Origin of the sequence: Actinoplanes sp. NPDC026619, assembly GCF_040638295.1 — a bacterium.
Taxonomy (GTDB): domain Bacteria; phylum Actinomycetota; class Actinomycetes; order Mycobacteriales; family Micromonosporaceae; genus Actinoplanes.
The window spans coordinates 77009-92054 of sequence record NZ_JBEZYA010000006.1 but is presented as its reverse complement, the minus strand read 5'-3'; the positions used below and the strand labels follow the sequence as shown (position 1 = coordinate 92054).

The following is a 15046-nucleotide window of genomic DNA, read 5'->3' as shown; positions in this document are numbered from 1 at the left end:
TTTTCCTACCGGTTTAGAAGAGATAATTCTGTCGGACCGTTGACGGAAAAATTCGGTACTGCCTACCGTGGCCGCATGCCCGGGTCGTTAGGCGTTCATGCGCTGGTCAGGCGCGCTCACGAGGAGCGCGTCCTGGCGATCCTGCGCGAGCGCGGCGGGCTGTCCCGGGCCCAGATCGCGGCCCGGTCCGGCCTCTCCCGGACCACCCTGTCGGAGATCACCGGCGACCTGCTGTCCCGCGGCGCGATCGTCGTGGTCAATACCGACGCGCCCCGCCGGGCCGGCAGCGGGCGCCCGGCCGAACTGCTCGCGCTCGACCCGCGCTCGGGCCAGTTCCTCGGCGTCGACCTCGGCCACACCCGGGTGCGGGTGGCCGTCGCCGACGCGGCGCACGAGATCATCGCGAGCGAGGTCAGCGCCTATCCGGCCGACAGCGGCTGGCCGGAGCGGCTCGCGGCCGGGATCGCCTTGATCGAGAGGGTCGCCCGGGAGCAGGGCATCACGCTCGCGGCGCTGCAGGGCATCGGCGTCGGTGTCGCCGGTCCCTATCCGGCCGGCGCGGCGCGCGACGACGTGCAGGCCGCCTTCCGGGACAGATTCAGCGCGCCGATCGTGGTCGACAACAACACCCGTTTCGCGGCGCTGGCCGAGGCGAGCCTCAGCGAGGCGCGCGACGTGCTCTACATCCGCCTCGCCGACGGCATCGGCGGCGGCCTGGTGGTCGGTGGCCGGCTGGTCGCCGGGGCCGGTGGGGTGGCGGGGGAGTTCGGGCACGTCAAGGCCGACCCTTCGGGCGGCCTTTGCCGCTGCGGCAAGCACGGCTGCCTGGAAACGGTGGCGGCGGTCGGTCCCGCTTTAAAAGCTGCTTGTGTACGCGACCTCGCGGAGCTCGCGGCCCGACGCGACGAATCCGTGGTGCGCGCCGCCATGGACCGGGTCGCCGACGCGGTGGGCCGGGTGCTCGCCGCCGCCGCCCTGATCCTCGACCCCGAACAGATCGTCATCGGTGGCCCATTGATCGCCGCCGCACCCGGCATCGTGGCCCGGATCGGCGCGGTGGTCGCCGCCGAACTGGTCGCGGACCGCCCCGGCCCGCCGCTCGCCCCGGCACGGCGCGGGCCGGTCGTCCGGGCCGCGCGGCTCGGCGACGACGACGGCGCGCGCGGGGCGATCGCCGCCAGCTTCCGGCAGTCTCCCCTGCTGGCCGGATACCCGAGTGGGAGTTCCTCATGACATTGGTCCAGGCGGACGCGGCAACGGCCACCTCCGACGTGCCGACCGGGCGCCGTCGTCGTGGCGTACCCAAGTGGGTCTGGAATCTCCTGTCCTTGATCCTGGGGATTGGCGTCTGGTGGGGGATCTCGCTGGGCGGCTATGACGTGCCGGACCCGCCGACGGTGGCCAAGCGCTTCGGTGAGCTGCTCGGCGACGGCACGCTCGAGAAGGACATCGTGGCCAGCCTGACCCGGGTTCTGGTCGGGTTCGTGCTCGGCACGGCGGCGGCGGTGCCGGTCGGGTTCCTGATGGGGTGGTACGCGCCGGTGCGCGGGCTGTTCGAGCCGTGGGTGCAGTTCCTGCGCACCATTCCGCCGCTGGCGATCCTGCCGCTGGCGGTGGTGCTGCTCGGCATCGGCGAGACCCCGAAGATCTGGGTGATCTTCGCGGCCGCGTTCCTGGCCTGCGTGATCGCCACCCTGCAGGGCGTGGTTAACGTGGATCCGACGCTGATCAACGCGGCCCGGGTGCTCGGCGCCAAGGACGGGACGATCTTCGTGCGGGTGGTGGTGCCGGCCTCGACGCCGTTCATCCTGGTCGGCATGCGGGTCGGGCTCGGCTCGGCGTGGGCGACGCTGGTCGCGGCGGAGCTGATCGCGGCGCAGGAGGGCCTCGGTTACCGGATGCAGGCCGCGCAGCTCTACTACGACCTCCCGACGATCTTCGTCGGCCTGATCAGCATCGGCGTTCTCGGCCTGCTGATGGACCGCGGCCTGCTCTACGCCGAGCGCCGTCTGACCTCCTGGCAGGAGCGCCGCCAATGATCTCTGTGCAGAATGTCCGGAAAGTCTTCCCGATGGGCGGCGCCGAGTTTGTCGCGTTGGGCGGTGTCGATCTCTCCGTTGCGGAGAACGAGTTCGTCACCATCGTCGGGCCCTCGGGCTGCGGCAAGACCACGCTGCTGAACATCCTGGCCGGGCTGGAGACACCCACCGGCGGCACCGCGCTCGTCGACGGCACGAAGATCAACGGACCCGGTCCCGACCGCGGGGTGATATTTCAGCAATATGCGCTTTTCCCGTGGCTGACCGTGCGGAAGAACGTCGAGTTCGGGCTCCGTACCGCCGGCGTCGGGCGGGTCGAGCGCCGTTCGCGCGCCCAGCACTTCATCGATCTGGTCGGCCTGCACGACTTCGCCGACGCGCTGCCGCGCACGCTCTCCGGCGGTATGAAGCAGCGCTGCGCCATCGCCCGCGCGTACGCCGTCAACCCGTCGATCCTGCTGATGGACGAGCCCTTCGGGGCGGTGGACGCGCTCACCCGAGTACGCCTGCAGGAACAACTGCTCCAGACGTGGAGCCAGGAGAAACGCACCGTCGTCTTCATCACCCATGACGTCGACGAGGCCGTCTTCCTCGCCAATCGGGTCGTCGTGATGGCGGCCCGGCCCGGTCGGATCGTCGAGATCGTCGACGTCGACCTGCCCTATCCCCGAAATGAAGAACTGCGGCTCAGTCCCGCCTTCACGGCGCTACGCAATCGCGTGTGGAGCGCCGTCTACCACCAGGAGCCAGTTGCATGAAGCGTCTTCTCGCGGCGGTTGCCGCCGCGTCCCTGTTGCTGTTGACCGCGTGCGGATCATCCGATGACAACTCGACCTCCGGCTCGTCGACCGTGAAGGTCAACTTCGGCTACATCGGCGACTACAACGGCAGCTCGCTGCTCGCCGTCGCCGATGACCAGAAGCTGTGGGCCAAGCACGGCCTCGAGGTGAGCACCAAGGTGTTCACCAACGGCCCGCTGCAGATCACCGCGATCAACGCCGGCGACCTCGACTTCGGCTACATCGGCCCGGGCGCGATCTGGCTGCCCCAGTCGGGCAAGGCCAAGATCGTCGCGCTGAACTCGCTCGGCAACGCCGACCGGGTCATCGCCCAGCCCGGCATCACCGACCTGGCCCAGCTCAAGGGCAAGAAGGTCGGCGTCCCCGAGGGCACCTCCGGCGACATGATCCTCACCCTGGCGCTGAAGAAGGCCGGGCTCACCAACGACGACATCCAGCGCGTGCCGATGGATGCCTCGACCATCGTCGCGGCGTTCGCGTCCGGGCAGATCGACGTGGCCGGCATCTGGTATCCGCTGCTCAACAACATCAAGCAGAAGAAGCCGGGCCTGGTCGAGCTGGCCAAGGACAGCGACTTCACCGACAACTCGTTCCCGACCGCCTTCGTGGGCGGCAACAACGTGTCGGCCGACAAGATCACCAAGGTCGTTCAGGTGCTGCGCGAGGCCATGGACTACCGGGCGGCTAACCCCGACAAGACCGTCGAGCTCGTCGCCGCCCTGCTCAAGCAGCCGGTGGACGCGGTCAAGGCGGATGCCGCCAACAGCCAGATGCTCGACTCGAAGACCCTCGACGGCTACACCGCCGATGGCACGATCAACAAGTGGCTGACCGGGCTGGGCGACTACTTCGTCGGGGCCAAGAAGATCACGTCAAATCCGGACCCCAACACTTATTACCTGGGTGACACCTTCACTGGGGCAGCTTCGAAGTGAATTTCCTCTTCCTCATGACCGACCAGCACCGGGTCGACACGCTCGGGGCGTACGGCAACACCCTGGCCCGTACGCCCCATCTGGACCGGCTCGCCGCGAGCGGGACCCGGTTCGACCGGTGGTACACCCCGACCGCCATCTGCACGCCGGCCCGGGCCAGCCTGCTCACCGGGCAGGCGCCGTTCCGGCACAAGGTGCTCGCCAACCACGAGCGGAACGTGGGCTACCTGGAGGACCTGCCGGACGGCACGTTCACGTTCCCGGTCGCGCTGCGCGACCGGGGCTACAACGTGGGGCTGATCGGCAAGTGGCACGCCGGGACGGTCAAGACGCCGGCCGACTACGGGTTCGACGGGCCGCACCTGCCGGGCTGGCACAACCCGGTCGATCATGAGGACTACCTGGCCTACCTGAAGGAGCACGACCTCCCGCCGTACGAGATCCATGACCGGGTCCGGGGGACGCTGCCCAACGGTGGGCCGGGGAATCTGCTGGCGGCGCGGCTGAAGCAGCCGGTGGAGGCGACGTTCGAGTACTACATGGCGACCCGGACGATCTCCCTGCTCGAGAAATACGCGGCGTCGCCGGAGAAGAAGCCGTTCTTCCTGGCCACCCACTTCTTCGGGCCGCATCTGCCGTACATCGTGCCGGACGAGTACTTCGACATGTTCGACCCGGCGGACGTCGAGCTGCCCAAGTCGATCGCGGAGACGTTCGAGGGCAAGCCGCCGGTGCAGGCCAACTACAGCGCGCACTGGACTTTCGACACGATGCCGATCGAGGTCACCCGCAAGCTGATCGCGGTCTACTGGGGCTACGTGACCCTGATCGATGAACAGATCGGGCGAATCCTCGAGGCGATGTCATCACTGGGCCTCGACGATCAGACCTCGGTGTTCTTCACCTGCGATCACGGTGAGTTCACCGGGTCGCATCGGCTGCACGACAAGGGCCCGGCGATGTATGAGGACATCTATCGGACTCCCGGAATTGTCCGGATTCCCGGCGGCCACCCGCAGGAGCGGCAGGAGTTCGTGAGCCTGCTCGACTGCACCGCGACGATTCTGGATCTTGCCGGACTGTCGACCGACGAAGCGGTCGATTCGCGCAGCCTCCTGCCGCTGCTCCGCGGGGAGACGCCCGAGTGGCAGCCGGACATTCTCGGCGAGTTCCACGGACATCACTTTCCCTATCCGCAGCGGATGCTCCGGGAGGACCGCTACAAACTGGTCGTCAACCCGGACTCGACCAACGAGCTGTACGACCTGGTCAACGACCCGGACGAGCTGCTCAACATCTATCGCCACCCGGAGATGGAGCCGGTTCGCAGCCGGATGATGCGTCGGCTCTACACCCTGCTCAAGGAGCGCGACGACCGCTTCTATCACTGGATGACCTCGATGTACGACATCGGCGAGGTCGACCACGACCCGACGCAGAGCGGGTTGGACGAGGCCTCGTACCAATGAGCACCCGGCCGAACATCGTGATGATCCTGACCGACGACCACGCCGCACACGCGATCTCGGCGTACGGCTCGGTGGTCAACACGACGCCGCGGATCGACGAGATCGCCGCGGCCGGCCGGCGCTTCGACAACTGCTTCGCCACCAACTCGCTGTGCTCGCCGTCCCGGGCCAGCATCCTGACCGGCACCTACAGCCACGTCAACGGGGTGACCACGCTGGTCACCCCGATTGACGCATCGCAGCCGACCTTCGTGAGCGCGCTGAAGGAGGCCGGCTACCGCACCGCCATGATCGGCAAGTGGCACATGGGCGACGGCGCCGGCCACGATCCACAGCATTTCGACTACTGGGACGTGCTGATCGAGCAGGGCGAATACGTCGACCCAACATTTCTGGACAAGTCCGGTTTGCGGACGGAGCCGGGCTACGCCACCGACATCATCACCGACCTTGCCTTGAACTGGATCTCCACGCTCGACGACGGCCCGTACTGCGCGCTGATCTACCACAAGGCCCCGCACCGGCCGTGGGTCCCGTCGCCCGCTTACCAAGACCGTTTCACGGAGCCGATCCCGCTCCCATCCACCTTCCACGACGACTACGAAACCCGTTCCTCCTCGGCCCGCCGCGCCGCCATGCGCATCGCCGAACACCTGACTCTCGAGGACCTGAAAACCGCGCCGCCGACCGGTCTGTCCTACGAGGAGGAGGCGCTCTGGAAATACCAGCGCTTCATGGAGGACTACCTGCGCTGCGTCGCCTCGGTCGACGACAACGTCGGCCGGGTCACCGACTTCCTCCGGGAACGCGGCGAATTCAACGACACCCTTCTCCTGTACGCGTCGGACCAGGGATTCTTCCTCGGCGACCACGGCTGGTTCGACAAGCGCTTCATGTACGAGGAATCGCTCCGGATGCCGCTGGTCCTGTCGTATCCGAGCCGGGTCGCGCCCGGCGAGCCGATCGCCGAGATGGTCACCAATGTGGACTGGGCGCAAACGATCCTGGAGGCGGCCGGCGTCGAAGCGCACCCGCGCATGCAGGGCCGCAGCTTCTGGGACCTGTTGCAGGACGGCCTTTCCGCGCGGAGAGACGGCATCTACTACCGCTACTGGGAGCACGACGACGTCTTCCACAAGGCGCCGGCCCATTACGGTTACCGCACCGCGCGCTACAAGCTGATCTATTTCTACAACGACGGCATGGGGATTCCCGGCTGTGGCTGGGGCACCTATCCGCCTGAGTGGGAGCTCTACGACCTGGAGACGGATCCGGCCGAGCTCCACAACGTCTACGACGACCCTTCCTACCTCGGCCGGCGCGAAGAGCTGAAGGTCGCGATGTGGCGTGAGCAGGCACGACTCGGCGACAAGCCGCATCCGAGCCAACCTAGGCCGGTGGGCGCATGAGGGAATGCTGCAGCCCGTCGTCCGGCCGGCCGAACAGGGCGGCTCTCAAGATCGAGCAGCGGGGAAAGCATCGCGTTGCCCAGGCTCGGATTCCCGGCCAGACCTTCGCGATGGGTGACGCGCACGGTGACGGCGCCCGCCCGGACGGCGAGTCGCCCGTCCACGACGTACACCTCAATAGTTTTGACATTGATGTCAGCACCGTGACCGTCGCCGATTTCCGGGCCTTCGTGGCCGGCACCGGATATCGCACCGAGGCCGAGGCGTTCGGCTGGTCCGCGGTTTTCCACCTGGCCGTCGCCGACGAGCGGCAGATCGTCGGGCAGATGGCCGGAACGCCCTGGTGGCTAGGTGTTTCCGGGGCCGACTGGCAGCATCCCGGCGGCCCGGGATCGGAAGCGCCCGACGACCACCCGGCCGTGCACGTGAGCTGGAACGACGCGGTCGCCTACTGCCAGTGGGCCGGCCGTCGACTGCCGACCGAGGCGGAATGGGAATGCGCCGCCCGCGGTGGGCTGCCGTCGCTCCGTTACCCCTGGGGCGACGAACTGCCGGCGGAATGGGCCTGCAACATCTGGCAGGGCACGTTTCCGACCGAGAACACGATGGACGACGGCTGGCTCACCACCGCGCCGGCTCGTTCGTTCGCACCCAACGACTACGGCCTCTACCAGCCGATCGGCAACGTCTGGGAATGGTGCGCGGACTGGTTCTCGCCCACCTATTACGCGACGTCGCCGCTCGACGATCCGCCGGGCCCGGGCACCGGCGCCGCTCGCGTGATTCGCGGCGGTTCCTATCTCTGTCACGACTCGTATTGCAACCGCTATCGCAATGCCGCCCGATCGTCGAACACTCCCGATTCGTCGACGGGCAACACCGGTTTCCGCACCGTTCGGTAAAAATTCGGTAAGAAGGAGCGCCACGGATGGCACGCTCACTCTGGGCATTTATCCTGCTTTTTACTAGTTTCCTGGCCTGTCCGGCGCAGGCGTCGGCCGCCACCTACACCAACCCGGTCAGCGCCGGCACCGTCGACACCTTCCCCGATCCGGCGATGATCAAGGCCAAGGACGGGAAGTGGTACGCCTACGGCACCACGAACCCGATCTTCAACAGCAAGGGCGAGACCGGCGAGCACATCCTGCCGACGATCGCCTCGACCGACCTGGTGCACTGGACCTATGTGGGCGACGTCTTCGCGCTGACCGCCAAGCCGTCGTGGTGGCCGGCCGCGACCCGCCCGTGGGCGCCGGATGTGCGCTTCTACAACAACCTCTACCACCTGACGTACGCCCTCAGCGTCGGCGGCATCGGCCTGGTGACCAGCCCGAACCCGGCCGGCCCGTGGACCGACCGCGGGATGATCGTGCCAGCCTCCAGCGGCTGCCCGAGCGGCACCATCGACCAGGCGATGTTCACCGACACCGACGGCTCGTACTACCTCTATTGGGGCAGCTACGACACGATCTGCGTGGCCCGGATGAACGCCGACGGCACGGCGATTTCCGGGGCGGTCACCCAGATCGGCCACGGCCGGCGGATGGAGGGCGGCTTCGTCGTCCACCGCGACGGCTTCTACTACCTGTTCTATTCCGACGGCGGCTGCTGCGACGGCGCGTTCAGCGGCTACACCGTCAAGGTCGGCCGGGCCACCTCGCCGCTCGGGCCGTTCACCTCACCGACCGGCGTCGCCCTCACCGACCTGACCAGCAAGGACGGTGTCGTTCTCGCCGCCACCGGCAACGGCTGGGTCGGGCCCGGTCACAACGCGATCGCCACCGATCTGGCCGGTCAGGACTGGCTGGTCTACCACGCGATCCCGCAGTCCACCCCGGACTTCCCGCCGGTCACCGGGGCGAACGGGGCGACGCTCAACCTCACCCGGCGCCCGCTGATGATCGACCGCCTGGATTGGATCAACGGCTGGCCGGTGGTGCGGGCCGGCGCGGGCCCGTCGTCGTCGGCCGTGGCTGCGCCTCTGACCACATGGACGGTAGGCAGCACTTTCGACACGGATACGGCCGGCTTTACTGGTGGATTCACGTGGTCGTCCGGGGCGCTGACGTCGTCGGCCGCGGCCGTTTCCGGCAGTGCATCCGCCATATCAGGAAATGTTCGAATCGAGGGCGACGTGCGGGGCACCGCGGCCGGCATCGGCTACGGCACCCTCACGGCCTGGCTCGACAGCGCCACGAAACGCCTGGTCGTCGACGGCCCGGTCAACGGCGCGGCAGTGCTGCCGGCCAATTTCAACTACCAGTCCTGGCACACCCTCGTCCTGCAGCGGCGCGGCACCGCCCTCACCGTCTCGGTCAGTGCGGACCGCCTGCTCGAGGACACCGGGACGGTCTCGCTGACGCTGCCGGCGTCCTTCACCGGCGGCAAGATCGCGGCGGTCTCCCGCTCCGGCGCGGCCGAAGTGGACAATCTGGGCGCGGTCCCGCTCTACACGCCGGTCACCCAGCGGGTCGCCGATCCTGCGGTTGGTGCGCTGCTCCCGGCGTACTCCGATGAATTCAATGGTTCTTCGCCGGGAACCGGCTGGAGCTGGGTGCGCCCGGATGACACCGCCACGGTGGCCGGCGGCTCTCTCGTGCGCCCCACCCAGGCGGGCGACCTCGCCCTCGCGAGCAACTCGGCGGGGGTCCTGCTGCGCGACGCGCCGGCGGGTTCGTTCGTGGCCGAAACCAAGGTCCAATTCGATGGTGTACGGAGTAATCAGCAGGCCGGCCTGGTCCTCTACGACAACGACGACCGTTTCCTGAAGCTCGCCCACTCGGTGCTGCCGCTCTCCGGGTTCGCCGGCACGTTCCTCCAGCAGACCGAGTTCACCAAGGAGGACACCCGCGCCTCCACCGGCGCGCTCTTCTCCGGCCCGTCGTTCGGCGGCCCGGCCCCGTCGACGATGTGGCTGCGTTTGCGCTACGCGAACGGCGTGGCCCGGATGGCAACCAGCCGCGACGGCGTCACCTGGGACTGGTCCGGCAACGCCTGGACGCTGTCCCGCCCGGCCGCCCTGAAGATCGGCGTGGTCGCGATGGGCGGCACCGGAGCAACCGCCCGCTTCGACTACGTGCGGGTCTACGCCGCGAGCTGATGCGGTGGGGCGGCCGGCTACGGTCGGCCGCCCCACTACTCGCCGGTGTGCTGGGCCGCCTGGCGCAGGTCGAGGTCCTCGATCGCCTCGCGGGCGATGTCCTCGGTCAGCCGGTGCTCCGCGACCGCCTTGCCCAGCGCGGCTCGCTGCACGTCGTAGTGGACGTCGATGTCGGTGGTGTGGCTGGTGTCTGCCGTCATGACGATCTCCCGCGCCTGCTTGCGGAACTGCTCCGTCTCGGCCTGCTCCTCGGTCAGATCGAATTTCAGCTTCCGGGCCAGCCAGCCGATCGTGGTGCCCTGGATCAGCAGCGTCCCCAGCGTGACGATCAGGGCGATCGCCTGGATCGCGTCCCGGCCGGGGAAGGCCTTGGTGCCGTGCTCGATGGTCTGCGGGACGGCCGCGGCCGCCGCCAGGGTGAGGATGCCGCGCATGCCGGTCCAGCCGACCAGCAGCGTCTCTTTCCTGGTGGGCGGATCGAGTGGCTTGCCGCCCCGGCGGCTCCGCCGCTCCTCGAGCCGCTGCACCCGCTGGCGGAAGTAGACGTCCTGCTCCACACGGCGCTTGACGCGCGCATCCTTGCGCCGCCACTGGCCGAACAGCACCCAGACGCCGAGCAGCCGGAACAGGATCGCGACGACCAGCAGCACCCCGGCCGCCACCAGCGTGCGGACCAGGCCCGGGTCGTCCGATTCGGCAAGATCCTCGAGAACGAACTTCAACTGCAGGCCGATGTACGCGAAGACGAACGTCTCCAACAGGAAGTCCACCACCGGCCAGAGCGACTCCTCCTGGAGCCGGGTGCGGTATCCGCCCGGATATTGATGCTTCGGATCCAGCGCCAGGTTGAGGCTCACCGAGAACGCGGCCGCCACCACCGCGAGGATGCCCGACGCATGCGCCTCCTCGGCCAGCAGGAACGCGGTGAACGGCAGCAGCAGGACCAGCGTCGTCTCCAGCGTCGGGTTGCCGAGTCGCTTGCGGAGCCACAGCGTGGGCAAGGACAGCGCCGCCCCGATCACCAGGCCGACCCCGGCGTTGCGCACCAGATCGAGAGCGCCCGACCCGAACGAGGCGTGCTCGCCGTTGGCGGCGCCCAGCGCGATGGCGAACAGCGTCAGCGCCGTCGCGTCGTTGACCAGGCTCTCCCCGGTGAGGATCGAGGTGACCCGTTTCGGCAGGCCGATCTCGTCACCGTGCGAGACCGAGGTGATCGTGTCCGGCGGCGCGAGCACCGCGCCGAGCAGGAACGCGGCGGCCCCGCCGATCGTCGGCAGCAGCCACGTCGCGACCAGGCCGAGCACCCCCGCGGTGAACAGCACCAGCATCAGGCCGAGCGTGATGATCGCGTTCATGTTCGCGCCGAACGAGGAGAACGACGCGTTGCGGGTGGCCGAGTAGAGCAGCGGCGGCACCACGATCGCGAGGATCATCTCGCTGTCCAGCTCGAGCCGGGGCCCGCCAGGGATGAACGACGCCGCGGCGGCCAGCACCACGATGATCCATCCGGGTTCGATGTTGCGCTTGCGGGCGACCGCCGAGACGGCGATCCCGGCACCGATGATGAGCAGAAGCTGGACGCCGTTCACTTGATCAGGCTAGTGAATCGCCGCCCGTTTGATGAGCCACGAGGCGGTATGCTTCCGGGCGGGCCGTGACTGGCGCGTTCGGATGGGGAACCATCGGGGAGCGGCCCCGTCGCCTGACGACCTGCCGTGCGCCTGGGCCTCTGCATCGTGATAGGGAGGTCCTATGCCTGAGTTGTCTGCTGAGTCCGTCGCCTTCCGCTCCGCGCTCGAGGTGGTGCGCTCCGTCGAGCCCCGCATCGCCGACGCGATCGCCAAGGAGCTGCGCGACCAGCGCGAATCGCTGAAACTGATCGCCAGTGAAAACTACGCCTCGCCGGCCGTGCTGCTGGCGATGGGCAACTGGCTCTCCGACAAATACGCCGAAGGCACCATCGGGCGCCGCTTCTACGCCGGTTGCCAGAACGTCGACACCGTCGAGTCGATCGCCGTCGAGCACGCGAAAGCCCTGTTCAACGCGCCATACGCGTACGTGCAGCCGCACTCCGGCATCGACGCCAACCTGGTCGCCTACTGGGCCATCCTGGCCGACCGCGTCGAGGTTCCGGCTCTCAAGAAGTTTGAGAAGCGCCAGATCAACGACCTGAACGACGCTGAGTGGGCCGAGCTGCGGCAGGCCTTCGGCAACCAGCGCATGCTCGGCATGAGCCTGGACGCCGGCGGCCACCTGACCCACGGTTTCCGGCCGAACATTTCCGGCAAGATGTTCGACCAGCGGTCCTACGGCGTCGACCGGACGACCGGCCAGATCGACTACGCCGCTCTTCGGGAGACCGCCCGCGAGTTCCAGCCGCTGATCATCGTGGGTGGCTACTCGGCCTACCCCCGCAAGGTGAACTTCGCCAAGATGCGCGAGATCGCCGACGAGGTCGGCGCCACCTTCATGGTCGACATGGCGCACTTCGCCGGCCTGGTCGCGGGCAAGGTCTTCACCGGCGACTTCAACCCGATCGAGCATGCCCACATCGTCACCACCACCACCCACAAGAGCCTGCGCGGCCCCCGTGGCGGCGCCGTGTTCGCCCAGCCTGAGCTGGCCGACCAGGTCGACCGCGGCTGCCCGATGGTGCTCGGCGGCCCGCTGTCGCACGTGATGGCGGCCAAGGCCATCGCCTTCGCCGAGGCCCGCGACCCGTCGTTCGCTTCCTATGCCCAGCAGATCGTCACGAACAGCCAGGCCCTGGCCGAGGGCCTGAGCAAGCGCGGCGTCCAACTGGTCAGCGGCGGCACCGACAACCACCTGGTGCTGCTCGACGTGCACCCGTTCGGCCTGACCGGCCGCCAGGCCGAGCAGGCCCTGCTCGACTCGGGCGTGGTCACCAACCGCAACGCGATCCCGCAGGACCCGAACGGCGCCTGGTACACCTCCGGCATCCGCATCGGCACCCCCGCACTGACGTCGCGCGGCCTGGGCACCGCCGAGATGGACCAGATCGCCGACCTGATCCACACGGTCCTGACCAGCACGACCCCGGCCGAGGGCTCAAAGGCGAAGTACAACCTCGACCCGGCCGTCGCCGACCGAGTGAGCAAGCAGGCCACCGAACTGCTGGCCCCGTTCCCGCTCTACCCCAGCGTCGACCTGGGCTGATTCCTTCTTCGCACGCCCCGGGGACACCATCGTCCCCGGGGCATTTTTTCTTCAAGATCAAGATGTCGTAGCCGGGTGGTGTGTGACGGATCGTCGCTCCCGCCGGGACCCGGCCGGGCCGAGCTGGCCGCCGGCGCGTCCAAACCACTCACCCCACCCGGGCGACCTGCGTAAATGGTTGCGCTCACCCCACCATTACGGAGTGTCCAGGAATCCGGAGCCCGTGATCAGGAAGTAGGCGGCGAGCCCGAACGCCACGAAGAACAGGCCCACGACGATCCCGCCACCGGTGCGGTTTCCCGGAGCGGTGACGCACTGGGGATCGTCCGGGTCGTAAAGCACGTCGGTCAGATGTGATCGATGGCTGGGGCGTCGTCGAGCACGGTCTGGATCTCGCGGCCGTCGGTGGTTCGGAACCGCACCACCGGCAGGAAAAGCACCCGGCTCTCGCTCCGCGACACCTGCTGGTTGTCGGAGACGACTGCGGTGCCGCTCTGACCGCTCAGCGCCAGGTGCCGGGTTCGCCGCCACCGGCGGATGCCCGCGACGATCGCGACGAGCCCGACGAGAACCGGAATCCCGACCACCATGCCGGAAACGGCAAACTCGAGCAGCCCCGGCTCATCGATCATGCCCGAAGCGTAGATCCGCCCGGCAAGGCATATGTCCGCCTTTCGCCGCCCGCGCCACACCGGTTTCCTTGATGTCGGGGTCTCCCGGCGCGAACGAGGGCCCGGTATAAGGAAATTGGTGCAGGTCCCGGCATGCTGGCGGCCGGGCCGGACCCGAACGGTGTGCTGCTGCCATCGGAGATCGCCGATAGCATGCCGCCATGAAGCGTTGGGGTCTGTTCCTGCTCGGCGCCGGCATCGGCGTGCTCGTCGGTGTCGGGGTCGGTGATCCGGCGACGCTGCCCGCGCTGGTCGCCGTCGTCCTGGGGCTGGTCCTCCTCGCCCTCAACCGCCGCTCCACCACACGCGAACTCGTCGGCGACGCCCTGGCCGCCAGCACCACGTCCGGCGATGGCAAGACGGTGCCGAAAGCCACGGCCGACCGGCCCAATTTCCAGGCTCTCGGCCCACGGGTCGAGCAGATCTTGAAGCTGGCCGAGGAACAGGCCGCCGACCGGATCGCCGAGGCGGAAGCGACCGCAGCCCAGATCGTGGGCCAGGCCCGAACCGAAGCCGGCCGCTACAAACCCGAGTGAACCGCCCCGGCCCTTCCGGCGATCGATCTACGTTCGGCCGGATGCTGAAGGCTAGGACATGCCGGCGGTCGGCCCACCGCCGATATTCCGGAAGTCGGGGCCGTTGTTGTCCCCCGGCGGCGGGGGCGGAATCTTCCGAGTACGGCGGGCCGTCACGCCGGCGCCCACGCCCGCCGCGACCAGAATGCCGATAAAGAGCAACGTCGCCATAACGCGATTGTGCGACCGGCGCGCCACCTCCGCAGCCACAAGATCAGCAGGCTGGCAGCTCAGCGGCGCGCGGGCTCAGCGAGGTGGCAGGTTGTGGACGGTCACGTCGGTGAGGGTGGCTTTGGTGATCTGGGCGGTCATGAACGTGGCGAACGGCTGGCGGCGGCGGTCGGTCGGCGAGCCGGGGTTGAGCAGGCGTAGGCCCGTTGTGGCGGTGGTGTCCCACGGGATGTGGGAGTGGCCGAAGACCAGCAGGTCGGTGTCGGGGAATTGGGCCGCGCAGCGCTCGGTGCGGCCGGTCGACTGGCCGGTCTCGTGGATCACCGTTAGTCGCACGCCGGCCAGTTCGGCGACCGCGATCTCGGGCAGGCGGGCGCGCAGGGCCGGGCCGTCGTTGTTGCCGAAGCAGGCGATCAGGCGTTTCGCGCGTGCCTCGAGCGCGTCGAGCGCGGCGACATCGACCCAGTCGCCGGCGTGGATGACCACGTCGGCGGCGTCGATCGCGGCCCACAGTGCGGCGGGGAGATCGCGGGCCCGCTTCGGGAGATGGGTGTCGCTGGTAAGGACAAGGCGCACGGCTCCCACGATAGGAGCCCTGCGAGGTTGGGTTTTGCCGGCGCAGCCGGTGGGGTGAGGGCGCGGCTGGGCCGGGGGCCGGGGACGGCTGGGAGGGTGCGCCTGGCGTTTCCCTGGAAGTGGG

14 protein-coding genes and 1 pseudogene are annotated in these 15046 nt (G+C 68.5%); 10 read left to right on the top strand and 5 right to left on the bottom strand.

Annotated elements, in window-relative coordinates; genetic code table 11:
- Positions 1–75: 75 nt before the first annotated feature.
- Genes AB0E90_RS15395 through AB0E90_RS15360 form a run of 8 tightly spaced genes read left to right on the top strand, consistent with a single transcriptional unit; the run spans position 76 to position 9752 of the window.
- Positions 76–1233, top strand: coding sequence for an ROK family transcriptional regulator (locus AB0E90_RS15395; protein WP_360404661.1), 1158 nt, complete (start codon positions 76–78; stop codon positions 1231–1233).
- Positions 1230–2039, top strand: coding sequence for an ABC transporter permease (locus AB0E90_RS15390; protein ID WP_360404658.1), 810 nt, complete (start codon positions 1230–1232; stop codon positions 2037–2039). Before AB0E90_RS15395 ends, AB0E90_RS15390 begins: the two co-directional genes overlap by 4 nt.
- Positions 2036–2797, top strand: a complete 762-nt coding sequence (locus tag AB0E90_RS15385) for an ABC transporter ATP-binding protein (RefSeq protein ID WP_360404655.1) — start codon at positions 2036–2038, stop codon at positions 2795–2797. The genes AB0E90_RS15390 and AB0E90_RS15385 overlap by 4 nt, the downstream gene beginning before the upstream one ends.
- Entirely contained in the window at positions 2794–3774 is a 981-nt protein-coding gene (locus tag AB0E90_RS15380; protein ID WP_360404652.1) for an aliphatic sulfonate ABC transporter substrate-binding protein, read from the top strand. The genes AB0E90_RS15385 and AB0E90_RS15380 overlap by 4 nt, the downstream gene beginning before the upstream one ends.
- The gene (locus tag AB0E90_RS15375) at positions 3771–5243 is read left to right on the top strand and encodes a sulfatase-like hydrolase/transferase (protein ID WP_360404649.1); all 1473 of its coding nucleotides are present in this window, start codon (positions 3771–3773) and stop codon (positions 5241–5243) included. The genes AB0E90_RS15380 and AB0E90_RS15375 overlap by 4 nt, the downstream gene beginning before the upstream one ends.
- Positions 5240–6652, top strand: coding sequence for a sulfatase (locus tag AB0E90_RS15370; RefSeq protein WP_360404646.1), 1413 nt, complete (start codon positions 5240–5242; stop codon positions 6650–6652). The genes AB0E90_RS15375 and AB0E90_RS15370 overlap by 4 nt, the downstream gene beginning before the upstream one ends.
- Positions 6649–7554, top strand: a complete 906-nt coding sequence (locus AB0E90_RS15365) for a formylglycine-generating enzyme family protein (RefSeq protein ID WP_360404643.1) — start codon at positions 6649–6651, stop codon at positions 7552–7554. Before AB0E90_RS15370 ends, AB0E90_RS15365 begins: the two co-directional genes overlap by 4 nt.
- Positions 7555–7580: 26 nt before the next feature.
- Positions 7581–9752: a family 43 glycosylhydrolase gene (locus tag AB0E90_RS15360; RefSeq protein ID WP_360404640.1), complete on the top strand. Its 2172-nt coding sequence runs from the start codon at positions 7581–7583 to the stop codon at positions 9750–9752.
- Positions 9753–9787: 35 nt separating this feature from the next.
- On the opposite strand, the gene AB0E90_RS15355 is transcribed toward AB0E90_RS15360, so the two are convergent.
- A complete protein-coding gene (locus AB0E90_RS15355) occupies positions 9788–11341 on the bottom strand; it encodes a sodium:proton antiporter (RefSeq protein WP_360404637.1) in 1554 nt (517 codons plus the stop codon).
- Between the two features lie 163 nt (positions 11342–11504).
- On the opposite strand from AB0E90_RS15355, the gene AB0E90_RS15350 reads away from it, so the two are divergent.
- A complete protein-coding gene (locus AB0E90_RS15350; protein WP_360404634.1) occupies positions 11505–12929 on the top strand; it encodes a glycine hydroxymethyltransferase in 1425 nt (474 codons plus the stop codon).
- A gap of 195 nt (positions 12930–13124) precedes the next feature.
- Here AB0E90_RS15350 and AB0E90_RS15345 read toward each other — a convergent pair whose 3' ends face one another.
- On the bottom strand, positions 13125–13271 hold the full coding sequence (locus tag AB0E90_RS15345) for a hypothetical protein (RefSeq protein ID WP_360404631.1): 147 nt from the start codon (positions 13269–13271) through the stop codon (positions 13125–13127).
- Between the two features lie 5 nt (positions 13272–13276).
- Positions 13277–13561, bottom strand: coding sequence for a DUF3592 domain-containing protein (locus AB0E90_RS15340; RefSeq protein ID WP_360404628.1), 285 nt, complete (start codon positions 13559–13561; stop codon positions 13277–13279).
- A gap of 419 nt (positions 13562–13980) precedes the next feature.
- On the opposite strand from AB0E90_RS15340, the pseudogene AB0E90_RS15335 reads away from it, so the two are divergent.
- Positions 13981–14115 (top strand): annotated as a pseudogene (locus AB0E90_RS15335) (cell division protein DivIVA); the annotation flags it as partial.
- A 72-nt stretch (positions 14116–14187) separates the two neighbouring features.
- Here AB0E90_RS15335 and AB0E90_RS15330 read toward each other — a convergent pair.
- Both AB0E90_RS15330 and AB0E90_RS15325 read right to left on the bottom strand, forming a co-directional pair.
- Positions 14188–14346, bottom strand: a complete 159-nt coding sequence (locus tag AB0E90_RS15330) for a hypothetical protein (protein ID WP_360404625.1) — start codon at positions 14344–14346, stop codon at positions 14188–14190.
- 75 nt (positions 14347–14421) lie between these two features.
- Positions 14422–14922, bottom strand: a complete 501-nt coding sequence (locus AB0E90_RS15325; RefSeq protein WP_360404622.1) for a metallophosphoesterase — start codon at positions 14920–14922, stop codon at positions 14422–14424.
- Positions 14923–15046: the final 124 nt, after the last annotated feature.